Origin of the sequence: Nocardia sp. alder85J (genome assembly GCF_020176955.2) — a bacterium.
Taxonomy (GTDB): domain Bacteria; phylum Actinomycetota; class Actinomycetes; order Mycobacteriales; family Mycobacteriaceae; genus Nocardia.
The window spans coordinates 39,379-61,933 of record NZ_JAIUCZ020000010.1 but is presented as its reverse complement, the minus strand read 5'-3'; the positions used below and the strand labels follow the sequence as shown (position 1 = coordinate 61,933).

Here is a 22,555-nt window from a genome sequence, read left to right as displayed (position 1 = left end):
TGTCTGTATACAAGAGCGTACTCGATCCGCCCGGAGACACCGGCACTCGGCCACCCCTCACGGGGCCGGTGCCGCCGGACCGCCCGCGCGGACACGGCTCAGGAAGGTGCGGGTGCGTTCCTGCCGGGGCGCGCCGAACAGTTGCTCCGGCGGGCCCTGTTCGTGGATCCGGCCGCCGTCGAGGAAGCACACCGTGTCGGCGACCTCGCGGGCGAAGGCCATCTCGTGGGTGGCCAGCACCATGGTCATGCCCTCGGCCGCCAGCTCCCCGATCAGCGCCAGCACCTCGCCGACCAGCTCCGGATCCAGGGCGGAGGTGATCTCGTCGAGCAGGATGACCCGGGGTTCCAGCGCCAGCGCGCGGGCGATGGCGACACGCTGCTGCTGCCCGCCGGACAGCCGGTCCGGATAGTGACCGGCCCTGTCCGCCAGCCCCACCCGGTGCAGCAGCCGCTCGGCCCGCTCCCGGGCCGCGCCGCGGGCCAGCCGCAACACCGTGCACGGGGCCAGCATCACGTTCTCCAGCACCGTCATGTGCGGGAACAGGTTGTAGGACTGGAACACGATGCCGACGTGCCGCCGCACCTCGTCCAGATCGACCCCGAAGCCGCTGATCCGCTCGCCCGCGAACCGGATGCTGCCGCCGTCGATGGTCTCCAGCCCGTTGACGCAGCGCAGCAGCGTCGACTTGCCGCTGCCGGAAGCGCCGATCAGGCAGGTGGTGGTGTGCTCGGCCAGGGTCAGGCTGACCTCGTCGAGCACCGTCACCGGGCCGTAGCGCTTGGTGACCCGGTCGAGTTCGACCAGGGCGGAACGGTTCTCGAGCACGGTCAACTCCTCGCCAGCCGCCGGCGGCGGTTGCGTCGTTCCAGATGGTCGGTGAGACGGGTCAGCGGCACGGTGATCACCAGGTAGAACAGGGCGACCCCGGCGTACGGCGAGAGGCTGGCGGCATAACTGGAGGTGGCCTGGGCCCGGTTCACCGCGTCCAGGATGCCCAGCACCGAGACCAGCGCGGTGTCCTTCTGCAAGCTGATGAACCCGTTCAGCAGCGGCGGCACGGTGTGCCGGATCGCCTGCGGCAGCACCACCAGCCGCATCGATTGCAGGTGCGACAACCCCAGCGACCGCGCGGCCGCGTCCTGACTCCAGTGCACGCTGTGGATGCCGGCCCGGATCACCTCGGAGATGTAGGCGCCGTAACTGAGCGTCAGCGCCACCAGCGCCGCCTGGAAATCGTCGAAGTGCGACACCACCGGCAGGCCGGTGCGCGGCAGCCCGAGTCCGACGATCAACAGCACCAGCAGCACCGGCATGCCGCGGAACACGTCGGTGTAGACGATCGCCACCGCGCGCAGCGGCCCGGCCGCCGGTCCCGGCAGCTCCCGGACCACCGCCACCAGCGTCGACCAGACCAGGATCACCACCTCGCCGACCAGGAACAACTTCACGTTGATCCAGAATCCGGCCGCCAGATACCGCAGATTGGGCCGCAGCACCGAAGCATCGAAGAAGGTCCGGTACACCGCGTGGTCGTCGGCGAGGAACACCAGCGCCACGAACGCCACCAGCCCCAGCAGGATGCCGAGGCTGACGGCGTATCCGGCCCACAGCCGCGCGGTCGCGAGTTCCACCCGCGCGGCGTCGCGCTCCACCGGCCACCGCCGCACCCCGCGCAGATATCGCCATCCGGCGGCCAGCCCGAGCGGCGGCAGCAACAGGCAGCCGAGCAGCACCAGCGCGAGCGTGCGCCGGCGCGGATCCCGCCGCGCGCCACCGGGTCCGGCCGGGCTCGCCACCCTCGGACCCGGCTCGATCGCCGTACTCATATCGTCCTTCGTCATCAGCGGACGTGCCCTCTGCGGACGGTCAGCCGACGGTGATCGTCGGATATTTCGCCGGGTCGTCGCCCAGCGGCGACAGGTACTGATGCACCCAGCCGTCGATCTGCGGTTTCAGCGCCGCGAGTTCGGCGTTCACGGCGGCGACGTTCGCGGCGGGCGCGTTCTCCGGCAGCCGGGCCGCCGAACACGGAATCGGCACATCCTTCCCCTCGATCACCGCCGCCACCCGGGTGTTCTCGAATCCGGCCTGCTGCGAGCGCCCGGCCAGCGAGGACAGATCGTCCATCACCGCGTCGAGCTGCCCGGATTGCAGCGCGGCGTATTCGGTCGGCCCGTCCTGATAGCTCTTGGCGGTGGTGGCCGGCGCCAGCTTCTGCATGATCAGCCCCGCGTACCCGCCGGTGACGTAGCCCCAGCGCAGCTTCTTCGCGTCGGCGGCGGTCGCCAGGGTCACGTCCTTGCGTACCAGGGCGCCGGTGATCGCCGGGTAGTAGCAGTCCGAGTACCGGTTGACCTGTTCGCGGGCCGCCGTCTTGAAGATGGTCATCAGGCCGAGGTCGTAGCCGGTGACGGTGCCCGACACCAGCGGCGTGAAACTGACATTGCGGAACACCACCTTGGGGATGCCCCAGTCCTGGGCCAGCTGCAACGCCATCCGGTATTCGACACCGCCGGTGAGGTGTTCGGGATCGGTGCCGTCCATCCAGCCCGGATTGCCGACCTCGGTGGCGATCGTCAGCACCCCCGGGGTCACGGTGGTGAAGGCGGGCCGGGTGCCGCCCGCGGTGGCCGACGGTGCGGTCCCGCCGGAGCCCCCGCCGGAACACGCGCTGACCAGGGCGCAGCCGAGGACCGCCGCGACGGCAGCGGCGAGTCGAGGTCGTTTCATCATCTCTCCTGCACAGCTCGAGAACGTGGCCACCGCAGCCCGTGCGCGGAGTCACACACCACGTCGTACGCGAGACTGTATACAGAGTCGCATGCACCGTCAAGACGTACCGATACCCCTAACCGAGCCGTAACTGCGCGTAAACCATGATCATTCGCGATCGCCGCCGGTTGCGCGCGCCGAGCGCCGGCCACGACCGTGAGCGCAGTCCGCGATCAGGGCGAATCCTCGTTCGGCGCGGCCGGTCCGGCGGGGAGGGCGCGGCCGAGCCGCAACCGCAGGCCGCCTTCGGCACACAACGTTCGGATCGGCCACAGCCGGGCGGGGATTCGGGTACCGGCGACGGTGACGTAGGGGTCGACCGCCAGCGCGGCCCGGCCCGCCGGATCGTGCAGCACGATTGCGCGCGTGCGACCGCCGTCACCGAAGTGGATCTCGAATTCCTCTGCCGTGCAGTCGGATTCGAGTACCAGACCGGGGAACAGATGGGAGTGCCGGACCTCGATGCGAGCACTCACGATCGCCCGCCCTCGGGTGGCTGTTCGCCCGATCCGGCGCGGCGCGCGGCCAGCTGGATCTCCAGCAGCAGCCGGTCGGCGGCGGAGTCCAGGTCGATGCCCATGAGATCGGCGGCGCGGCGGATGCGGTAGCGCAGCGTGTTGGGGTGGATGCCGAGGTCGGCGGCGGCGGATCGGACATCGCCGTATCGCCGCAGGTAGGCGTCCAGACTCTGGCACAACTGGGCGGAATACCGGCGGTCGTAGTCGACCAGCAGATCCACCCGCGGGTCCTGGAGATCCGCGCGCTCGCCGACCGCGGCCAGGATCTCCGCGAGCAGCACGGTGGTGCGGGACCGCGCCAGCGTCGTGACCGCCTCCGCGCCGGGCAGTTCCGTGGTGCGGTCCAGCACCCGGTCCACCTCGGCGCGGGCCCGGGTCACATCGGCGAGGCCCTCGACCGGCGCCGCGATCGCGCCGCGCAGTTCCAGGGCGAAGTGCTCGCCGAGCCGGCCGATCACCTGCCGCGCCCAGGAGGCCACCCGGTCCACCGAATGATGTTCCGGGAACAGCACATACAGCCGCGGTCCGATCAGCGTGGTGAGGCAGTCCTGCCGGAACGCGCTGGCGTGCAACCGCAGGGTCACGATCGCGCGCTGCATCACCTCGTCGTCCTCGTCCGCCTCCGCGCAGCGGGCGAAGCCCACCACCGCCGCGGGCCCGTCCGCGTGGACGCCGAAGTGGTGGGCGAAGGCCGCGACGTCGACGCCGCCGCCGTGCGCGCCGAACAGCCGCTGGATCAGCAGCGCGTCGCTGGTCGGGGCGCGGCGGGCACGCCAGATGACCCGCGCGGCGATGGAGGCGGCGCCGCGCAACGTGTGCGGACTGTCCGGATCCAGCGGCTCCCCGCCCTCCTGCACCCAGATGGTGCCGAGCACCGCGGGCGAGCGGCCGCCGTGGCGGCCCGGTTCCCGGATCCCGATGGCGATCCGCCGCCGGGTCTCCCACTCCGGCTGTGGTGGCACCTCGATGGTGTCGCCGGAATTGCGCAGCCGGTCGAACACGCCCTCGCGCTGCAACCAGCGCATATAGCCGGACGGCCCCTGCCGGCCCAGCACCGACAGCCGGCGGACCGGATCCGCGGTGGCGGCGTTGTCCGCCGAATAGGCCAGCACTCGGAACTGATCGTCCTCGATGCTGACCAGGCCACGGGTGGACGCCGCCACCGATTGGGCCAGCCCGAACAGGTCGGTGTCCAGCGCGGGCGGCTGCTCGGCCGTGGCGGCGCCCGCGCTGTGCCCGGTGATGCGGTCGATCAGCGAGTACACCATCTCCCACCGGGCCTGCGGATGCACCGCGACCAGCGCGATCCCCGCCTCCGCCGCGGCGGCCCGCAACTCCGGGGTGACCGATTTGGAGAACAGCACCCGGGGCCGGTCCGCCGCCGGGCATTCCCGCGCGAGCGCGCACAGCCACTGCGTGGCCTCCCGATCGCCGACACCGACCTGGAGATACGCCTCGGCGAGCGGCTGACCCGGAGGCAGGTCCATCATGAGATCGCCCGCGTCCAGGAAGGCCACCTGATCGACCACCACATCGGCACCGGCCGGCGCGTCGACCAGCGTGGCCACCGAGTTGGTCAGCGACGACAGCAGCTCGGACAGGGACAGGAACCTCGGCACCCTTTTCATTCAACTGGACGAAGACACACCCTGCAATTCGTACGATAGAACAACACACCGGGGCCGCCGAGGGTGTTTCCTACCAGGCATGGACGCGATCACGACGGTCCCCGTACCGGCCAACGAACCCGTGCATTCGTACGCTCCCGGGACGCCCGAGCGAACCAGGCTCCGGGCCGCACTCACCGCTCTGTCCGCCGATCCCATCGAGATACCGCACGTCATCGCCGGTCGCCACCGGCACGGCTCCGGCCCCCGGGTCGAGGTCGTGCAGCCGCACCGGCACGACGCGGTCCTGGGCACCGTCGCGATGGCCGAATCCGGCGACGCCCGTGATGCCGTCGACTCCGCCGCGGCCGCCGCGCCGGCGTGGCGGGCCCTGCCCTTCGACGAACGGGCCGCGATCTTCCTGCGCGCCGCCGATCTGCTGGCGGGCCCGTGGCGGGAGACCGTGGCCGCGGCCACCATGCTCGGGCAGTCCAAATCGCCCTATCAGGCGGAGATCGACGCGTCCTGTGAGCTGGTCGACTTCTGGCGGTTCAATGTGCACTTCGCCCGGCAGATCCTGGCCGGGCAGCCGATATCCGCGGCGGGGGTGTGGAACCGCACCGACCACCGGCCGCTGGAGGGCTTCGTCTACGCCGTCACGCCGTTCAACTTCACCGCGATCGCCGCCAACCTGCCGACCGCGCCCGCGCTGATGGGCAACACCGTGGTGTGGAAGCCGTCGACCACCCAGGCGCTGGCGGCGCATCAGACGATGCTGCTGCTGGAGGCGGCCGGACTGCCGCCGGGGGTGATCAATCTGGTGCACGGTCACGGGCCCGAGGTCTCGGACGTGGTGCTGGACGATCCGCGGCTGGCCGGCATCCACTTCACCGGCTCGACCGCCACCTTCCAGCACCTGTGGCGGGAGGTCGGCAACCGGATCGACCACTACGACGGCTACCCCCGGCTGGTCGGCGAGACCGGTGGCAAGGATTTCGTGCTCGCGCATCCGTCGGCGGATCCGCAGGCGCTGCTCACCGCCCTGGTCCGCGGCGCGTACGAATATCAGGGCCAGAAATGTTCGGCGGCCTCCCGCGCCTTCGTCCCGAAGTCGCTGTGGTCGCGCGTCGGCGCGGAACTGGTCGACCGGATCGGCGCGCTGACCTACGGCGACGTCACCGATTTCGGCAACTTCGGCGGCGCGGTCATCGACCGCCGCGCGTTCGAGCGCAATGCGGCGGCCATCGACCGGGCCAAGGCGACCGCGACCCTGACCATCGCGACCGGCGGTACCTACGACGACCGGGTCGGCTATTTCGTGGAGCCCACCCTGCTGGTCGGCGAGGATCCCACCGACGAGGCGTTCCACACCGAATACTTCGGGCCGATCCTGTCGCTGCACGTCTACGACGACGATCGGCCGGACGCCTTCACCGACGTACTGGGCCTGGTCGACGCCGGATCGAAGTACGCGCTCACCGGCGCGATCCTGGCGCAGGACCGGGCCGCGATCGATATCGCGAGCACCGCACTGCGTTTCACCGCGGGCAACTTCTACGTCAACGACAAGCCGACCGGCGCGGTGGTCGGCCAGCAGCCCTTCGGCGGCGGCCGCGCCTCCGGCACCAACGACAAGGCCGGATCCCCGCTGAACCTGCTGCGCTGGGTGTCGCCGCGGTCGATCAAGGAGACCTTCGTGCCCGCGACCAGCGACGGATATCCGCATCAGGAGCCCGACGGCGAGGCCGGGCGATGAGCGCGGCGGGTGTGCTGGCGCGTCCGCTGCGCCCGCTGCTGCTGAGCGCGGCCCGGTCCCGGCGCCTGGAGCGGGGCCTGACCCGGATGCCCGCGACCCGGCGGGTGGTCGACCGGTTCGTGGCCGGACCGACCCGGGACGCCGCGCTGGCCGCGGTCCGAGACCTGGTGCGGGAGAACAGGTTCGTCTCGGTCGACTACCTCGGCGAGGACACCACCGACCCGGTGCGGGCGCGGCGGGTGGTGGACCAGTACCTGGCGTTGATCGAGGTGCTGGCCGGTCTGCCACACCAGGATTCGGAGCCCGCGGCGCGGCCGCTGGAGGTGTCGCTGAAGCTGTCCGCGCTCGGCCAGGCACTGCCCGGCAACGGGCACGCCGTCGCCCTGGGCAACGCCCGGCTCGTCGCGGCGGCCGCGGAGGCCGCCGGGATGTGGGTGACCGTCGACGCGGAGAACCACACCACCACCGACGCCACGCTGGCGACCGTGCGCCAACTGCGGCACGACCACCCGGACACCGTCGGCACGGTGCTCCAGGCCTATCTGCGCCGCACCGAGGCGGACTGCCGGGACTTCGCCGCCGAGGGCGCGCGCATCCGATTGTGCAAGGGCGCGTACCGGGAACCGGAGACCGTGGCGTACCAGCGGCCCGGCGAGGTGTCCGACTCGTATCTGCGCTGCCTGCGAATCCTGATGGCGGGCAAGGGGTATCCGATGGTCGCCACGCACGATCCGGCGATGATCGAGGCGGCGGCGCTGCTGGCGACCGCGGCCGGGCGCAGCCGCGACGAGTTCGAATTCCAGATGCTCTACGGCGTCCGGCCCGCCGAACAGGCCCGGCTGGTGGACCTGGGACAGCGGATGCGGGTGTACGTCCCGTTCGGCGATCAGTGGTACGGCTATCTGGTGCGGCGCTTGGCGGAACGACCGGCGAACCTGTCGTTCTTCCTGCGCGCGGCCACCGCACAGGGCTGAGCGGGTCGCGTCACCGCGGCGAAACCTGCCGCAACACAGCGAAATATCTGCCGCAAATCCTGAGCACAATCGAAAATCGGCTCGCCGCAAGCGAGTTCGGATTCCAGCAGAGGGCCCGGTGACCACCGGGCCCTCTGTTCCGTATGCTGCGCACAGCGGGCGCACAGTTTCGCGACCTTCGGATCCCGTTCCGCTCCAACCTATCCGAACGATCCGTACATCCGAAATCTATGTCCGGTCGGACATCTCCTTCGCAGGAATGTTGTCCGAAATGACAGAATTCCCGGCCGCTCCGGCGCTTATGGGTCCGTGCATTGTTCGTACCTGAAGGAGATAACAGTGCACATCAAGGATGTGGCCCGAGTGGGCGTGCCGCTGCTCGCCGTGTGCGACGACGTCGTCACCGCCGGGGCGCCGATCGGCAAGACCGCCGATCAGCAGGCATTCATCGACGCCTACAAGGCCGCCGCGTACGCCGAGCCGTACGGCATCTTCGGCCCGTACTCCTACGACGCCACCACCGCCATCCTCCAGGGCATCAAGGCCGCGACGGCGGCGAACGGCGGCAAGGTGCCGGACCGCGCGGCGATCGTCGCGGCCGTGCAGCAGGTGAATTTCCCCGGCCTGACCGGCCCGGTGGCATTCGACCAGTACGGCGACACCACCAACCGCACCATGGTCATGAACACCGTCAAGGACGGCAAGTGGACGACCGTGGGCACGGTCGCGCAGTGAGCCGCAGGCACGGCCGCGCGGTGACCGATGTGCGCGGTCGCGCGGTGACCGATGTGCGCGGTCGCGCGGTGACCGGCTACCCGCCGACCGGCCGCTGAGCCCGGATCCCGTCGCACCTGCCGGGGCGGCGGGATCCGGCTGTCCGCACCCATGCGTGGCCCGCACGCCTCGTTCGATCCACGGAGGACCACCTCTTGAGCATCACCGAGCTGTTACAGCTCCTGACCGGCGGCGTCGTGCTCGGCGCCCTGTACGGCCTGATCGCGGTCGGTTACACGATGGTGTACGGCATCGCGCAGCTGATCAACTTCGCGCACGGCGAGATCTTCATGCTCGGCGGTTTCGGCGCGCTGTTCGTCTACACCTGGGTGCCCGCGCTGCACCACGCGAACCTGTGGCTGGTACTGCCGATCCTGCTGATCGCCGGTGTCTGCGTGTCGGTTTCGGTCGCGCTGGCCGCGGAGCGACTGGCCTACCGGCCGTTACGGCACGCGCCGCGGCTGGCGCCGCTGATCACCGCGATCGGCCTCTCGATCGCGTTGCAGCAGTTGACCTTTCTGTTCTATCCGGGCAAGAACGCCGCGGGGAAGGCGGCATTCGGCGCCTCGCAGCCACAGGTGTTCCCGCAGTTGCCGGGCAGCCCGATCCAGCTGGGCGGCATCGTGATCCAGCGGGCCGACGTGGTGACGGTGGTGCTGGCGGCGGTGTGCATGGCGGCGCTGGCCTGGTTCGTCGCCCGCACCCGGCTGGGCCGGGCGATGCGGGCGACGGCCCTGGATCCGGACGCCGCCCGGCTGATGGGTATCGACACCGATCGGCTGATCGCGCTGGCCTTCGCGATCGGCGCGGCGCTGGCCGCCGTCGCGGCCCTGGCCCAGGGCCTGAAGTACGGGCAGGTCAGCTTCGGGATGGGCTTCATCGCCGGGTTGAAGGCGTTCACCGCGGCGGTGCTCGGCGGCATCGGCAGTGTGCAGGGCGCGATGCTCGGCGGCCTGGTGCTCGGGGTGGTCGAGTCGCTGGCCGCCGGTGGGCTCGGGCACATCCACGCGGTGGCGCAGTTCGGCGGCGGCGCGTGGAGCGATGTGTGGGCATTCGTGGTGCTGATCGTGGTATTGCTGCTGCGGCCGCAGGGGCTGGTCGGGAAGTCGGCGGGAGATCGGGCATGAAGCGAATCACCCTCCCCCACTACGGGTTACCGTCCCGGCTGGGCTACGGGCTGGTGTTCGGCGGCGCGCTGGTCGCGCTCGGCTCCACCTTCACCGCGTGGACCTGGACCCGCCGGTTCCCCGGCAATCTGACCGTGACCGGATATCCCGGCGGCAACCAGCTGATCACCCTCGCGGCCGCGCTTGTCGTGCTGCTCTTCGCCCTGGGGGCGGTCGGCGTGCCCGGACTCCGAGTGCTCGCGCCGCGCGGATTCGCATGGCCGCTACGTGCGCTCACCCTCGCGCTGGCCGCGTCGACCTGGTACACACTGCTGGCCATCGCGGTCGAACTGGGCGGCGTGGCCAACTGGGAGCCGGGCGCGGCCGTCGCCGGAATCGGCACCCTCGCCGCCGTCGCGGGCGTCTTCGGGCTGTCCACCGGGGTGCGGACCACAACCGCAGCGCCACAACCGAACACGTCGGCAGCGACACAGCGGACCACAGCGGCAGCGCCACTACTCGACACCGCGGCGGCGCCGCAACCGCATACCGCCGCGGTGCCACAGCAGAGCACAGCCGCGGGCCCGCAACCGGATACAGCCACAGCGCCACAACAGGGCACAGTGCCTGCGCCGCAGCAGAACACAGCTGCAACGCCGCAACAGCACACAGCTCCTGCACCACAGCGGAAAACCGCGGCACCGCAACAGAACACAGCCGGTGCGCGGCAGCAGAACACGGGCGCGGCGCCACAGCAGGGTATGGCGGCGGCACGACGGCGACCGGCGATCGTCGAACTGGCCACGATCTACCTCCTGGTGCCGGCCGCCATGCTGCTGTTCGACTACGGGCTGGACACCGGCAACACCGAGGCGTTCCTGGCCTACGCGCTCGCGGTCGGCTTCGCCGCGTGGGCGCTGACCCGGGCCGGGCTGACCGCGTGGTTCAGTGCGCTGACCGCCCGGCATCGCGGCGCGACCGGGCTGGCGACCGTGGTGGCCGCGGTGGTCTTCGTGATCCTGCAAACCGACGACACCTACACGACGACCGCCGACAACATCCTCGTCTTCGGCACCGCCGCACTGGGTCTCAACATCGTGGTCGGTCTCACCGGGCTGCTGGATCTGGGTTATGTCGCCTTCCTCGGCGTCGGCGCCTACTCGGCGGCGCTGGTGTCGGGGTCGGCGTTCTCCCGGTTCGCGCACGTCAGCCTGCCGTTCTGGGGTGCGGCGCTGCTCGGCACGGTGGTCGCGGTGATCTTCGGCGTGCTGATCGGCGCGCCGACGCTGCGGTTGCGCGGCGACTATCTCGCCATCGTCACCCTCGGATTCGGCGAGATCTTCCGGATCACGGTGAACAATCTCAACGGCGTCTCCGGGCCGGATCTCACCAACGGCCCCAACGGAATTCCCGCGATCCCGGATCTGGACCTGTTCGGCTGGGACTTCGGGAGATCGCATCACGTGCTGGGCATCACGCTGACCCGGTTCGGCAACTACTACCTGCTGCTGGTGGCGCTGATCGCGGTGGTGGCGCTGATCTACGCGCACGTCCGCAACTCGCGCATCGGCCGAGCCTGGGTGGCCATCCGCGAGGACGAGATGGCCGCGGCGGCCATGGGCATCAACGGATTCCGGCTCAAACTGCTGGCCTTCGGCCTGGGCGCGAGCCTGGCCGGGCTGGCCGGGACCGTGCAGGCGCACGTGACCACCACCGTCACACCGGACCAGTACCAGTTCGCCGGGACCGCGCCACCGAACTCGGCCTTCCTGCTGGCCGCGGTCGTGCTCGGTGGCATGGGCACGATCGGCGGCCCGCTGCTCGGCGCCGCCGTCCTGTACCTGGTGCCGGAGAAGTTGCAGTTCTTCGAGAACAAGCAGTTGCTGTTGTTCGCGATCACGCTGATCCTGATGATGCGGTTCCGGCCCGAGGGCCTGGTGCCGGATCGCCGCCGCAGCATGGAATTCCACGAGGAGCGGCTCGCCGAGGAGCAGGCCCGCGAGGCCGTCGCGGCCGAGGAGGCGGTGGCATGACGACTTCGGCCACTCCCGTGCTGGAGGCACGCGGGGTCACCATGCGCTTCGGTGGCCTGACCGCGGTCAAGGACGTCGACCTGACCGTCGGCCCCGGTGAGATCGTCGGCCTGATCGGCCCGAACGGGGCCGGCAAGACCACCTTCTTCAACTGTCTCAGCGGCCTGTACCGGCCGACCGCCGGACAGGTTCGGGTCGCGGGCGCGCCGCTGCCGCCACGCCCGCACGCCGCCGCGCGGGCCGGACTGGCCCGGACCTTCCAGAACATCCGGCTGTTCCCGAACATGACGGCGACCGAGAACGTCATGGTCGGTAGCCACGTCCGTACCCGGCAGGGACTGTTCTCGGCGATCGGGCACGGCCCGCGCTACCGCCGCACCGAGAACGCCGCCCGCACCCTGGCCCGCGACCTGCTGGACTTCGCGGGCATCGGCAGACATGCCGAATCGGCGGCCCGCAACCTGTCCTACGGCGATCAGCGGCGGCTGGAGGTGGCCCGCGCGCTGGCCTCCGAACCGTCGGTGCTGCTGCTGGACGAACCGACCGCGGGCATGAATCCCGCCGAGACCCGGCAGATGCGGGAACTGGTACTGGCCATCCGCGACCGCGGCGTCTCGGTGCTGGTGATCGAGCACGACATGCGCTTCATCTTCGGCCTGTGCGACTGCGTGGTGGTGCTCATCCACGGCGAGAAACTGGTGCAGGGCACCGCCGAACAGGTGCAGGCCGACGAGCGGGTGATCGCCGCCTATCTGGGGACTCCGGCCACCACCGGCGATGCGGTATCGGCCACGGGAGAGGAGGGCTGACTTGGCGCTGCTCCAGGTCGAGGATCTGCGCGTCGCCTACGGCGCGGTGACCGCGGTCAAGGGCATCAGTTTCGAGGTGGGCGCGGGCGAGATCGTCACCCTCATCGGGGCGAACGGGGCCGGGAAGACGACCACGCTGCGGACGCTGTCCGGGCTGCAACGGCCGGAGTCGGGCACGATCGTCTTCGACGGCCGCCCGATCCACGGCCGGCCCGCGCACGAGATCGTCGCGCTCGGGCTGGCCCACGCCCCCGAGGGCCGGCACGTGTTCCGCGACCTCACCATCGAGGACAACCTGCGGCTGGGCGCGTTCCTGCGCCGGGATCGGGAGGTCGATGCCGATATCGCACACGTCTACGAGATGTTCCCGATCCTCGGCGAACGCCGCACCCAGGCGGCGGGCACGCTGTCCGGCGGCGAACAGCAGATGCTCGCCATCGGCCGCGCCCTGCTCAGCCGCCCCACGTTGCTCATGCTGGACGAACCGTCGCTGGGCCTGTCGCCGCTGATGTCGGCGCGCATCCTCGAGACGGTCGACGGGCTGCGCGCCGCGGGCACGACCATCCTGCTGGTGGAGCAGAACGCGCACGCCGCGCTGTCGCTGGCCGACCGCGGCTACGTGCTGGAGATCGGCCGGATCGCGTTGTCGGGCAGCGGAACCGAGCTGCTCGCCGACAGCCGGGTGCGCAGCGCCTACCTCGGCGAGGACTGAGCGGACCGGGTCCGGCCGTGCCGATGAGGGGACGGCCGGACCCGAATCCGAACGGCGGTGCGACTCAGCCGATCCGGATCGCCGGGCCGGGCACGAAGTCCGGATCCACCTGGCCGGCGTATTCCGCACCCGCCCAGGCATTCGCGTTGCGGAGGTGGAATTCGACGGCCTGGCGCTGATATTCGGTCCAGTCCCGGGTGATCGAGTCGAGTTCCTCGCGGATCATGATGAGCGCGTGCAGGTTCGGCGGCTCCAGGTCGGCGATCGGGCGGATCTCGCCGCGTTCGGCGGCCCGCACGTGCCCGGAGCGGCCGATCCAGCACAGTAGATCGTCGCCGACCTGTTCGCGCAGGAACGCCAGATCGTCGTCGTCACAGACCTTGTTGCCGATCACCGCCACCCGGATGCCGAAATCCTTGGCGTAGCCCAGATATTGGCGATACACCCCGACGCTGCGCAGGGTCGGCTCGCAGACCAGGGCGGTCAGATCGAAGCGGGTGAACAGGCCGGAGGCGAACGAGTCGGCGCCGGCGGTCATGTCCACCACCGCGTACTCGCCGGGCCCGTCGACCATGTGGTTGAGCAGCAGTTCGGCCGCGCCGACCTTGGAGTGGTAGCAGGACACCCCGAGGTCCTCGTCGGCGAACGGCCCGGTCACCATCAACCCGGCCCCCGCGACCTCACGCAGGCAGGCGGTGTAGATCGGATTGTCCTCGCGTATCCCGATCAGTCGCGATCCCCGGCCCGGCGGCGTGGTCTTGAGCATCGCGCCCGCGGTCGCGATCCGCGGATTGTCGCCGCGCAGATAGTTCTTGATCAGCGGCAGTTGCTCGCCGAGGGTCGGCAGCGCCACCGCCTCCTCCTCGGTGGCCCCGAGGGCCGCCGCGAGGTGCTGATTGATGTCGGCATCGATCGCGAGCACCGGTAACCCCTGCGCGACCAGGTGCCGGACGAACAACGACGACAACGTCGTCTTCCCACTACCACCCTTACCGACGAAGGCGATCTTCACCGTTCGCCCCTCCTCTCCCAGTTGGTAATGACTTTCGTATTCAATTCGCGCGCACTGTATCGGACCGGTCCGGCGATCCGAGATCCACCCCCGTCCGGAACGTTTATCTGAGCGGTCGCCCAAACTCACCGGAACAGGGGATAGTATGATGCTCGCCATAGGAGAATGTGATTCTCAAGCGTATGAACCCGGAGGCTTTCGTGTCCCAGAGTGACCTTCCCTACCAGCTCTTCGACGCCGACAACCACCTGTACGAACCGCCGGAGGCACTGACCAAGTTCCTGCCGAAGAAGTATGCGAACGCGGTCAAGTACGTACAGGTCGACGGTCGGACGAAGATCGCGATTCGTGGGCACATCAGCGAGTACATCCCCAACCCGACCTTCGAGGTGGTCGCCGCCCCGGGTGCGATGGAGGACTACTTCAAGAACGGCAACCCCGAAGGCAAGAGCCGTCGCGAGATCTTCGGCAAGCCGATCAAGGCGACCCCGGCGTTCCGCGAGCCCGCGCCGCGCCTGGAGCTGATGAACGAGCTGCAGATCGACCGCGCGCTGATGTTCCCGACCCTCGCCAGCCTGCTCGAGGAGCGGATGAAGGACGACCCGGACCTGATCCACGCGGTCGTGCACTCGCTGAACGAGTGGCTGTACGAGACCTGGTCCTTCAACTACGAGAACCGCATCTTCACCGTGCCGGTGATCAGCCTGCCGATCGTCGAGAAGGCGATCGAGGAGCTGGAGTGGGTCGTCGAGCGCGGCGCCAAGGCGATCCTGGTGCGGCCGGCGCCGGTGCCCGGCTTCCGGGGTACCCGCTCGTTCGCGCTGCCGGAGTTCGACCCGTTCTGGAAGCGCGCCGTCGAGCTGGACGTGCTGATCACCATGCACTCCTCGGACAGCGGCTACGCCCGCTACGCCTCGGAGTGGGACGGCGGCAACCAGGAGATGCTGCCGTTCGTCACCAACGTCTTCAAGATGATGAACGAGTGGGCCCCGATCCGCGACGCGGTCGCGTCCTGGGTCTGCCACGGCGCGCTGTTCCGGCACCCGGACCTGAAGTTCGCCGTCATCGAGAACGGCGCCACCTGGGTGCCCGGCCTGTTCGAGCAGCTGGCCGCCGTCTACAAGAAGGCCCCGGAGGGCTTCGGCTTCCAGGACCCGGTCGCCGCGCTCAAGAAGGCCCTCTACATCTCCCCGTTCTGGGAGGAGGACCTGGTCGCGCTGTCGGAGCTGCTCGGTTCCGATCACGTGCTGTTCGGCTCGGACTACCCGCACCCCGAGGGCCTGGCCGAACCGACGCGCTACATCCACGAGCTCAAGGATCTGCCGCTCGAGGATCAGGAAAAGATCATGGGCGGCAATCTCGCTCGTCTGCTGAAGGTCTAGTGAGGATCGCATGGACGTCAACGATCTGATCCTGGTGAGCATCGACGACCACGTCGTCGAGCCGCCGGACATGTTCAAGAACCACACCCCCGCCAAGCTCGCCGACCTGATGCCCCGCGTCATCGTCGACGATCAGGGCATCGACCGCTGGATGTACCGGGGCAACCCGGTCGGCGTCACCGGCCTCAACGCCGTCGTCTCCTGGCCGCCGGAGGAGTGGGACCACAACCCCGCCGGCTACGCCGAGATGCGACCGGGTGTCTACGACATCCACGAGCGGGTGCGGGACATGAACGCCAACGGCGTGCTCGCCTCGATGTGCTTCCCGACCTACGCCGGCTTCAGCGCCGGACACCTGGCGAAGGTCAAGGACGACATCACCGTCGAGATCATCCAGCTCTACAACGACTGGCACGTCGACGAGTGGTGCGGGACCTACCCGGGCCGGTTCATCCCGCTGGGCATCATCCCGCTGTGGGATCCACAGCTGGCCGTCGCCGAGATCGAGCGCCTGGCCGCCAAGGGCTGCCGCTCGGTGTCGATGCCGGAGCTGCCGCACCTCGAGGGGCTGCCCAGCTACTTCGACGTGAACTACTGGGGCCCGGTGTTCCAGGCGTTGCAGGACAACCACACGGTGATGAACCTGCACATCGGAATGGGTTTCGGCGCACTGAAACTCGCGCCCGACGCCCCGATCGACAACCTGATGTGCCTGGCGCCCACGGTGTCCCAGATCACCGTGCAGGATCTGTTGTGGGGCCCGGCCTTCCGGAACTACCCGGGTCTGAAGGTGGCGCTGTCCGAGGGCGGCATCGGCTGGATCCCGTTCTTCCTGGACCGCTCCGACCGGCATTACACCAACCAGAAGTGGCTGCGCCGCGACTTCGGCGGCAAGCTGCCCAGTGAGGTGTTCCGCGAGCACGTGATGGCCTGCTACGTCACCGATCCCACCGCGCTGACCTATCGCGACAAGGTCGGCATGGACATCATCGCGTGGGAATGCGACTTCCCGCACTCGGATTCGCTGTGGCCGGATGCCCCGGAGTTCGTGCTCAACGAGCTGAACGCCGCCGGCGCCTCGGACGAGGACATCAACAAGATCACGTGGGAGAACGCCTGCCGCTTCCTGGAGTGGGATCCGTTCGCGCACATCCCCAAGGAGCAGGCCACCGTCGGCGCGCTGCGTGCGCAGGCGACCGACGTCGACCTCTCGATCCGCTCCCGCACGGAGTGGGCGAAGCTGTACGCCCAGCGCGTCGCGAGCTGAGCACGGACCGATCCGACGGCCCCGGCACCGGAAGGCGCCGGGGCCGTCGGCGTTCCCGCCCGATTCGACCGTTTTACGGATAATCGCCTCGGTATTTCGCCCTGGGAATTACGTTACGCGAATGCAATAGGTAATCATGTAGCAACCTGAAGCTGTTGATTGCCAATGATTTGCGGTCTACCGTTGTATGAGTTGTACCGGTCTGTTCAATGAGTTCCGAAACCCTTCCGGAAGGAGGAGATGCGGAATGAAGTCGAACAGCAGCAATCATCGGCGTCTGGCCAGGATGGTGGTCACCGGTCTCATGGTTCTCTTCCCGATGACCGCAGTGGCCGCCCCGATGATTGCTCAACCTCCACCGCCTCCGGGGTATCCCGGACCGCCGCCACCGCCGTGTACCGGTAGCGGTGGCAGTGGATGTTGGCGGTAACCGCATTTCCATCGCACGACGCAGTGTATGGAGAGGAGTCTGCTGTGAGCTCGACGACCAGTATCAAGCGGCGCCTGGCACGTACGGCGTTCGCCGGTTTCGTAGTTCTCGCGCCCGTCACGGCGCTGTCGGCCCCCGCGCTGGCGGTTCCGATGACCCAGGGCGACGATCAGTTCATCGACGGCTACCAGCACCACGACGGCGCCCCGGGCGGCTGTAGTGGTAGCGGTGGCAGCAACGGTGGCTGTTACTACAACGTCGTCGTGGATCCGCCGGACGACTAGATATCCGGTAGCGGACGCCCGGTCCACCACGGTGGACCGGGCGTTCGTGCGATCAGGGCGGGTCGGGCAGCCAGTGCCCGTGAAATCCGGCGGGCACCCGGCGCGGCAGCCGCACCGACGCCACCGCGGTGAGCGCGGCGGCGTCGAGTACCAGCAGTTCGGCGGCGCCCGGTCCGGTGACGATCGACACCAGCCACCCCGCGTCCTCCGCGCCGCCGGCGGCCGGAACGAACACCGCCTCGCCCGCGCGGCCGCCGGTGCGATATTCGGCGGCCGCACCGGTGACGAGATCGTATTTCACGATTTCGGAATCGGTGACGGCATAGATATAACGCCCGGGAAGTCCGGTTTTCCCATTATTGATGGTAGGAAATTCCACCGATCTTCCGTCGAGTTTCTCCTCGATAACTCGAGCACCACCAGTATCACTGCCACCAAGTATCCAGCGGTATAGAACCGGACCTTTTTCCTCGCGATCGGCGGTGCCGGACCAGAATCGAGTGAACGATTCCCGGGAATACCGGACCGCATCCACCACCACCGCCCCGCCGGGGCGCTCGTGCGCGTTGCCGAGGTGGAATATGTAGCACGGATCCACCTCGTACCAGGTGACCGCGCCGCCGGCCTTCGGCATCACCCCCAGCCGGGCGCCGTAGTCGTCGTCCCAGCCGTAGGGCATCCCGCCGCGGCCCGCCCGGTCCAGGTCGAACACCACCGGCAGATCCAGCCACACCACATGGTTCGCGGTAATCGCGAAATCGTGCATCATCGTCGGCCCCGGCACCTCGACGACCCGGCTGTGCACCAGCTCCCCCGTCGCAGACAGCCGGTGGTAGGTGAGCCAGGGCTCCCGGAAGCCGTACCCGAAGAAGTGCAACTCCCCCGTGGCCGGATCGGTCTTGGGATGAGCGGTCATCGCCGTGGTCAGCCGGCCGCCGAAATCACAGGCCCCGACCGTGGCCAGCTCCGCGTCCACCTCGTACGGCAACCCGTTCTCGACCAGCGCGTAGAGCCGCCCGCCGTGCCGGATCAGGTTGGTGTTGGCCGCATTCGCCGCGAGATCGACCGTGAGGTCGGGACGGAGGTAGGGCGCCCCGGCGGTGAACCGGCTGGTGCGCACCCAGCGGTTGCGGTACCACTCGGCCCGCCCCTCACGCAGCCGCACTCCGTGCAACATCCCGTCGCCGAGGAACCAGTGGCCCGGATCCGCGCCGGGACGCGGATTGGGACCGTTGCGGACGTAGCGGCCGGTCAGCTCGGGCGGCAGCACGCCGGTGACCGGCAGGTCCACGGCCTCGACCTCGTCGGGAACCGGGGCGAGATCGCCGCGGAGATAGCCGGGCAACTCATGGACGGTCATCAGAACCTCGTTAGATATTCCACTATGACAGGTCAACGGTAGAACCTCCACAAACACATGTCAATAATGGAATATAGGACGGAACCAACCGGTCGACCGGATTCTCCTGTGGTGCAACCGAATACGCAGCCAGTAACCTGAAATGGACGGTCGGCAGGAGGGTTCGATGAAAAAGCTGCTACTGGTGACGCTGGCAGTGATCGCCCTCGTATCGACGGTCGACTACAGCCGCACCGCCGGCCACGTCGGAATCGGCATCCTGGTCGGCGTCATGATCGCACTGTGGGCCGCCCACCTCGCCACCCAGTAGTTTCCCGGGTGGTCCGGCCGGGGTGCGGAACCGCCTGGGGGTGCCGAACAGGTGTTATGGTCGGACGCAATCCATCCCGGTGGGTCGTACAGAAGGGGGCGGGCATGCGGGTGGGGGTAGTGATTGCGGGGGTCCTGACCTCCGTCGTGCTGACCGGGTGCGGATCGTCGGGTCCCGGGAACGGGCCGTCCACGAGCGGGCAACAGAGTGCTTCGACAACTCCGACCATCGCTGCGGACGCTCCGGCAGGATTCGACCCCTGCCACGACATCCCGGCTGCGGTGCTGGACTCGGAGGGGCTCGGCCACAAGCCGGACGACGCCAACGCAGACGGCTCCGGTGGCGTGAAGTGGCGTGGTTGCAGTTACTTCGAAGACGATGGGTACGGTGTCTCGATTCGCACTACCAACATCACATTGCCGATGGTGCGGAGCAATTCCGGCTTCGTCGCAGCCGAGGAACTGAATATCGGAGGGCGAGCGGCCCTCACCTATCACGACACCGACCAGCCGGATCAGCGCGGGTTCTGCTTGCTGAACCTCGAGATGCGCGGTGGCAGCCTCGAGATCTCGATCGACAACCCGGCTACTCGCAAGAGATCCGGCACCCTGGCAAGTTGCGACATCGCCAAGGGACTGGCCACCAAGCTGGTCCCGCTCATACCCACCGGCCAGTGATCCGAGTCCGCGTCGACCGTCATCGGATGTTCGTGAGGAGCCTGAACCGATGAGTGAAAACGTCCCACAGGCAACGCCGCTGGCCAAACTGATCTCCGAGGCTCAAGATGGGCGACTCAATGTGACTCTCAGCGACGACGTACGTTCCAACGCCGAGGAGTTCGCGTTCATCGAGCGGGACTGCGAGGCCTTCAAACACGAGATTCAGAAGCTCCAGCGAATCGCGACGAACATCTCCACGCAGAAGAAATGGGGACTCGGCGAGGACCAGGCGCCTCTCACCTCGGCGCAAGCGGTCGTCCACAGGTTCCGCTCGAAGGCGGCCGTGGTCGACCAGGGCAAGGATTCGTCGAACACCGTCTACGACATCCTGCAACAGCACTACGAGATCGTCGACGACCTCCAGCAGTTGCATCGCACGATCGCCCAGCGCTACATCGCGACCGATCAGGAGTTCGCCGCCCGCTACAACGAGTTGCTGGCCGACATGCCGACCAGCCCGATCGGCGCGGACGATCGGTAGCGGCTCACCATGTCTCGTCCGCATCGGCGCGCAACCGCCGCAGCCTGCGATCGATCCAGGCGGCGAAACAGGCGGTGATCGCGGCCGGTGTCGCGGGCCGTACCGAGACGTGCTCCGTGGTCCGCAACTGGAGATAGCGGCCGTCCCCGACCAGGTCCAACCACTGCACGGCATTGTGCGGCGTGGGCCGGCCGTGCAACGGACCGGTGCGCAGCACAGCGCTCCCGCCCCCGGCGGAGGGCCGATCGAATTTCCGCTGGAACCGTTGCGCGGCCTCATTGGGCACCGCCGCCGCCCGCAGATCATCGAGGTGGAAGGTGTCGGGCTTCCCGGCGCCCGCCGGATACGCGGGCAACAGCCGAGCCATTCGCGTGGGCAACTGCTCCGGACGGAACAACCGGCACCGGATCGTACCCTCGATCCCGTCGGCGACTGTCTGCGACAGCAGGACCGCGTGATACGCGTTCCGGGCGCCCACCATTCGATACTCGTGCAGCTCCCCTTCGCCCAGCACCGTCGACGCGCCGATGATCTCGATCCGCAGATCGGCGGCGGCCAGCGTGTGGAAGGCGAGCTGGATCAGTTCGGTCTCGTCGGCGTCGTAGCGTCCGCGAACCAGTTCCCGATGCGCCGCGACCTCACCGTTGGTCCGGAACCGGCTGACGTAGCCGAGTGGAAACGGAAACCGGTCGTTGGCGTCGTTCTCCCACAGTGCCGCGAAATCATCCGGCTCCCAAGCCCATTCGGCCATCGGCCACCCCGCCGATCTACTCGCTCGCGGGCGGATCGTCGGTCTCGGCGCCGATCACCCCACCCGGCAGGGTTTTCGGCGGCGACCCGAGCAGTTCCGCGGCATTCTCCTCGGTACGAAGCCATTCCGGCAGCGATCGGGTGCGATCGTCGTCCTCCGGACGCCCCCGTCCACCCGGCATCCCCATGCCCGGCGATCCGGCGGCGGCGCCGCCTCGCGCCGAGACACCACGGCTTCCCGCGACCGGCCCGCCACCGACCCCCGGAACACTGCGCCCGGGCCCGGCGCCCCTCGGCCCGGCGACTCCGGGTCCCGCAAGCCCCGGTCCGGCGACTCCGGGACCGATCGGCCCGGCACCGGCGAATCCGGGACCGGACGATCCGGCACCGGCGAGCCCCGGTCCCGCCGCCCCGGGACCGCCGAATCCGCCCGCTTCCGGCCCGCCACCGTCGAACCCACCGGCTGCCGCCGGAATCCCGGTGCCGGACGGCCGAGTCGAGGAAAGGTCCGCCGGCAAACCCGCCGGCCGATCCGGGGCGGCCACGGTCCCGTCCGCAGGCGCCGACGAGCCGGAAGACTGCGCCGCCACCGCCCCGGCAGCCGAATCATCCTGCTGCCCAGCCTGATCCACTCCGGCATCCGGCACCGGAGGCTCGGCTCCGCCCCCGGCCGAACCCCCACCGCCCGTCCCCCCGTCGTGGCTTCCGGCGCCGGGACCACCCGCGGGCACCTCGAACAACGGCGCCGCCGGACTCACCGGCACCGGCAGCACCGGAATCTCCCCGTCGACCCGCCCGAACGGCGCGACATAACTGGTCGCCATCACCCGCTGCGCCTCGTCGCGCGCGTGGTCGATCTTCGACTTGGCATGCGATCCGGACAGCGGACCGACCGTCCACCCCTTGTAATCCCACCCCGGAACGGTCGAAACCGGTTCGGGCAGTGTGTTTCTGGTGTCGTTGATGGAATCCACGGCAGTACCGACCCGGTCGGCCAGCGCTTGCAGCGCCGGAATCAGATCATGGGCGCGCGCGACATAGTTACCGATCGCCTCCCGCGACGCCTGCGCGGCGGGCCCGTCCCACGCCGACGCACTCGAGCGCTGGATCCGCGCCCCGAAATCCCGCACCGCGTCACTCCACCCAGCCGCGATCTTCCGATAGCTCTCACCCGCGTTGTGCCCGTCGGTGGTGTCCAGCGGATGAAACGCGCGATAGATCTCCCAGTGCGACAGACTCTTCGGATTCTCCCCGCCGTTCCCGATACTGGGCGACTCGTTCTCAATCGCCATCCGCCCACCCCCATCGGCCCGGCCTCACGAAGCGCCCCATACCACCGATCACGAAGTCCTCCCCTGACTCATCCGGCCGCGCTGATTTTACAACAACCGAACCCTCCGAACCGAGCCACCCGCAACCGGATACCCCACCCGGGATCGACTCGAAGCACACAACCGGGGCACCCACGACCGATGGCCCGGGTGGGGCCGCCGTGC

At 68.9% G+C, this 22,555-nt stretch carries 22 protein-coding genes; 13 read left to right on the top strand and 9 right to left on the bottom strand.

Annotated elements, in window-relative coordinates; all coding sequences use genetic code 11:
* Positions 1 to 57: 57 nt before the first annotated feature.
* From LBW94_RS32660 to LBW94_RS32640, 5 genes are all read right to left on the bottom strand, one after another.
* On the bottom strand, positions 58 to 834 hold the full coding sequence (locus LBW94_RS32660) for an amino acid ABC transporter ATP-binding protein (protein WP_323137978.1): 777 nt from the start codon (positions 832 to 834) through the stop codon (positions 58 to 60).
* Complete coding sequence (locus LBW94_RS32655) at positions 831 to 1,844, bottom strand: amino acid ABC transporter permease (RefSeq protein ID WP_225058765.1); 1,014 nt, start codon at positions 1,842 to 1,844, stop codon at positions 831 to 833. Before LBW94_RS32655 ends, LBW94_RS32660 begins: the two co-directional genes overlap by 4 nt.
* 25 nt (positions 1,845 to 1,869) lie before the next feature.
* Positions 1,870 to 2,733: a substrate-binding periplasmic protein gene (locus LBW94_RS32650; RefSeq protein ID WP_225058766.1), complete on the bottom strand. Its 864-nt coding sequence runs from the start codon at positions 2,731 to 2,733 to the stop codon at positions 1,870 to 1,872.
* Between the two features lie 215 nt (positions 2,734 to 2,948).
* A complete protein-coding gene (locus LBW94_RS32645; RefSeq protein WP_225058767.1) occupies positions 2,949 to 3,251 on the bottom strand; it encodes a hypothetical protein in 303 nt (100 codons plus the stop codon).
* Positions 3,248 to 4,912 carry a PucR family transcriptional regulator gene (locus LBW94_RS32640; protein ID WP_225058768.1) on the bottom strand — a complete coding sequence of 555 codons (1,665 nt, stop codon included), beginning with the start codon at positions 4,910 to 4,912 and terminating at the stop codon, positions 3,248 to 3,250. The genes LBW94_RS32645 and LBW94_RS32640 overlap by 4 nt, the downstream gene beginning before the upstream one ends.
* Before the next feature lie 88 nt (positions 4,913 to 5,000).
* Between LBW94_RS32640 and pruA the strand changes: the two genes are divergently transcribed.
* From pruA to LBW94_RS32605, 7 genes are all read left to right on the top strand, one after another.
* Positions 5,001 to 6,656 carry an L-glutamate gamma-semialdehyde dehydrogenase gene (gene pruA / locus LBW94_RS32635; RefSeq protein ID WP_225058769.1) on the top strand — a complete coding sequence of 552 codons (1,656 nt, stop codon included), beginning with the start codon at positions 5,001 to 5,003 and terminating at the stop codon, positions 6,654 to 6,656.
* Entirely contained in the window at positions 6,653 to 7,630 is a 978-nt protein-coding gene (locus LBW94_RS32630; protein WP_225058770.1) for a proline dehydrogenase family protein, read from the top strand. Before pruA ends, LBW94_RS32630 begins: the two co-directional genes overlap by 4 nt.
* Before the next feature lie 339 nt (positions 7,631 to 7,969).
* Positions 7,970 to 8,365: an ABC transporter substrate-binding protein gene (locus LBW94_RS32625; RefSeq protein ID WP_225058771.1), complete on the top strand. Its 396-nt coding sequence runs from the start codon at positions 7,970 to 7,972 to the stop codon at positions 8,363 to 8,365.
* 194 nt (positions 8,366 to 8,559) lie between these two features.
* Positions 8,560 to 9,531, top strand: a complete 972-nt coding sequence (locus tag LBW94_RS32620) for a branched-chain amino acid ABC transporter permease (protein ID WP_225058772.1) — start codon at positions 8,560 to 8,562, stop codon at positions 9,529 to 9,531.
* Positions 9,528 to 11,543 carry an ABC transporter permease subunit gene (locus LBW94_RS32615; protein WP_225058773.1) on the top strand — a complete coding sequence of 672 codons (2,016 nt, stop codon included), beginning with the start codon at positions 9,528 to 9,530 and terminating at the stop codon, positions 11,541 to 11,543. The genes LBW94_RS32620 and LBW94_RS32615 overlap by 4 nt, the downstream gene beginning before the upstream one ends.
* The gene (locus tag LBW94_RS32610) at positions 11,540 to 12,352 is read left to right on the top strand and encodes an ABC transporter ATP-binding protein (RefSeq protein WP_225058774.1); all 813 of its coding nucleotides are present in this window, start codon (positions 11,540 to 11,542) and stop codon (positions 12,350 to 12,352) included. The genes LBW94_RS32615 and LBW94_RS32610 overlap by 4 nt, the downstream gene beginning before the upstream one ends.
* Positions 12,321 to 13,064, top strand: a complete 744-nt coding sequence (locus tag LBW94_RS32605; RefSeq protein ID WP_416276993.1) for an ABC transporter ATP-binding protein — start codon at positions 12,321 to 12,323, stop codon at positions 13,062 to 13,064. Before LBW94_RS32610 ends, LBW94_RS32605 begins: the two co-directional genes overlap by 32 nt.
* Before the next feature lie 64 nt (positions 13,065 to 13,128).
* On the opposite strand, the gene LBW94_RS32600 is transcribed toward LBW94_RS32605, so the two are convergent.
* A complete protein-coding gene (locus LBW94_RS32600; RefSeq protein WP_225058776.1) occupies positions 13,129 to 14,076 on the bottom strand; it encodes an ATP-binding protein in 948 nt (315 codons plus the stop codon).
* A 200-nt stretch (positions 14,077 to 14,276) separates the two neighbouring features.
* Here LBW94_RS32600 and LBW94_RS32595 point away from each other — a divergent pair, with 200 nt between their 5' ends.
* From LBW94_RS32595 to LBW94_RS32585, 3 genes are all read left to right on the top strand, one after another.
* On the top strand, positions 14,277 to 15,458 hold the full coding sequence (locus tag LBW94_RS32595; RefSeq protein ID WP_266272702.1) for an amidohydrolase family protein: 1,182 nt from the start codon (positions 14,277 to 14,279) through the stop codon (positions 15,456 to 15,458).
* A gap of 10 nt (positions 15,459 to 15,468) precedes the next feature.
* Positions 15,469 to 16,725, top strand: coding sequence for an amidohydrolase family protein (locus LBW94_RS32590; protein ID WP_225058778.1), 1,257 nt, complete (start codon positions 15,469 to 15,471; stop codon positions 16,723 to 16,725).
* Positions 16,726 to 17,199: 474 nt separating this feature from the next.
* Positions 17,200 to 17,439, top strand: a complete 240-nt coding sequence (locus tag LBW94_RS32585; protein WP_225058779.1) for a hypothetical protein — start codon at positions 17,200 to 17,202, stop codon at positions 17,437 to 17,439.
* 52 nt (positions 17,440 to 17,491) lie between these two features.
* On the opposite strand, the gene LBW94_RS32580 is transcribed toward LBW94_RS32585, so the two are convergent.
* Positions 17,492 to 18,799 carry a carotenoid oxygenase family protein gene (locus LBW94_RS32580; RefSeq protein ID WP_225058780.1) on the bottom strand — a complete coding sequence of 436 codons (1,308 nt, stop codon included), beginning with the start codon at positions 18,797 to 18,799 and terminating at the stop codon, positions 17,492 to 17,494.
* A 166-nt stretch (positions 18,800 to 18,965) separates the two neighbouring features.
* Here LBW94_RS32580 and LBW94_RS32575 point away from each other — a divergent pair, with 166 nt between their 5' ends.
* Genes LBW94_RS32575 through LBW94_RS32565 form a run of 3 tightly spaced genes read left to right on the top strand, consistent with a single transcriptional unit; the run spans position 18,966 to position 20,309 of the window.
* A complete protein-coding gene (locus LBW94_RS32575) occupies positions 18,966 to 19,109 on the top strand; it encodes a hypothetical protein (protein ID WP_225058781.1) in 144 nt (47 codons plus the stop codon).
* A gap of 56 nt (positions 19,110 to 19,165) precedes the next feature.
* Entirely contained in the window at positions 19,166 to 19,786 is a 621-nt protein-coding gene (locus tag LBW94_RS32570) for a DUF3558 domain-containing protein (RefSeq protein WP_323137976.1), read from the top strand.
* Between the two features lie 49 nt (positions 19,787 to 19,835).
* A complete protein-coding gene (locus tag LBW94_RS32565) occupies positions 19,836 to 20,309 on the top strand; it encodes a hypothetical protein (RefSeq protein WP_225058782.1) in 474 nt (157 codons plus the stop codon).
* A 4-nt stretch (positions 20,310 to 20,313) separates the two neighbouring features.
* Here the strand turns inward: LBW94_RS32565 and LBW94_RS32560 are convergent, their stop codons facing one another.
* Both LBW94_RS32560 and LBW94_RS32555 read right to left on the bottom strand, forming a co-directional pair.
* Positions 20,314 to 21,060 carry an ESX secretion-associated protein EspG gene (locus LBW94_RS32560; protein WP_225058783.1) on the bottom strand — a complete coding sequence of 249 codons (747 nt, stop codon included), beginning with the start codon at positions 21,058 to 21,060 and terminating at the stop codon, positions 20,314 to 20,316.
* A 16-nt stretch (positions 21,061 to 21,076) separates the two neighbouring features.
* The gene (locus LBW94_RS32555; protein ID WP_225058784.1) at positions 21,077 to 22,351 is read right to left on the bottom strand and encodes a hypothetical protein; all 1,275 of its coding nucleotides are present in this window, start codon (positions 22,349 to 22,351) and stop codon (positions 21,077 to 21,079) included.
* Between the last annotated feature and the right edge of the window lie 204 nt (positions 22,352 to 22,555).

Excerpts from the sequence above, each read along its gene's own strand:
- LBW94_RS32610 (WP_225058774.1), top strand. The coding sequence starts at position 11,540 with ATGACGACTTCGGCCACTCCCGTGCTGGAGGCACGCGGGGTCACCATG.
- pruA (WP_225058769.1), top strand. The coding sequence starts at position 5,001 with ATGGACGCGATCACGACGGTCCCCGTACCGGCCAACGAACCCGTGCAT.
- LBW94_RS32555 (WP_225058784.1), bottom strand. The coding sequence starts at position 22,351 with ATGGCGATTGAGAACGAGTCGCCCAGTATCGGGAACGGCGGGGAGAAT.
- LBW94_RS32590 (WP_225058778.1), top strand. The coding sequence starts at position 15,469 with ATGGACGTCAACGATCTGATCCTGGTGAGCATCGACGACCACGTCGTC.
- LBW94_RS32565 (WP_225058782.1), top strand. The coding sequence starts at position 19,836 with ATGAGTGAAAACGTCCCACAGGCAACGCCGCTGGCCAAACTGATCTCC.
- LBW94_RS32655 (WP_225058765.1), bottom strand. The coding sequence starts at position 1,844 with ATGACGAAGGACGATATGAGTACGGCGATCGAGCCGGGTCCGAGGGTG.
- LBW94_RS32575 (WP_225058781.1), top strand. The coding sequence starts at position 18,966 with ATGAAAAAGCTGCTACTGGTGACGCTGGCAGTGATCGCCCTCGTATCG.
- LBW94_RS32570 (WP_323137976.1), top strand. The coding sequence starts at position 19,166 with ATGGTCGGACGCAATCCATCCCGGTGGGTCGTACAGAAGGGGGCGGGC.
- LBW94_RS32560 (WP_225058783.1), bottom strand. The coding sequence starts at position 21,060 with ATGGCCGAATGGGCTTGGGAGCCGGATGATTTCGCGGCACTGTGGGAG.
- LBW94_RS32580 (WP_225058780.1), bottom strand. The coding sequence starts at position 18,799 with ATGACCGTCCATGAGTTGCCCGGCTATCTCCGCGGCGATCTCGCCCCG.
- LBW94_RS32605 (WP_416276993.1), top strand. The coding sequence starts at position 12,321 with ATGCGGTATCGGCCACGGGAGAGGAGGGCTGACTTGGCGCTGCTCCAG.
- LBW94_RS32630 (WP_225058770.1), top strand. The coding sequence starts at position 6,653 with ATGAGCGCGGCGGGTGTGCTGGCGCGTCCGCTGCGCCCGCTGCTGCTG.
- LBW94_RS32615 (WP_225058773.1), top strand. The coding sequence starts at position 9,528 with ATGAAGCGAATCACCCTCCCCCACTACGGGTTACCGTCCCGGCTGGGC.
- LBW94_RS32650 (WP_225058766.1), bottom strand. The coding sequence starts at position 2,733 with ATGAAACGACCTCGACTCGCCGCTGCCGTCGCGGCGGTCCTCGGCTGC.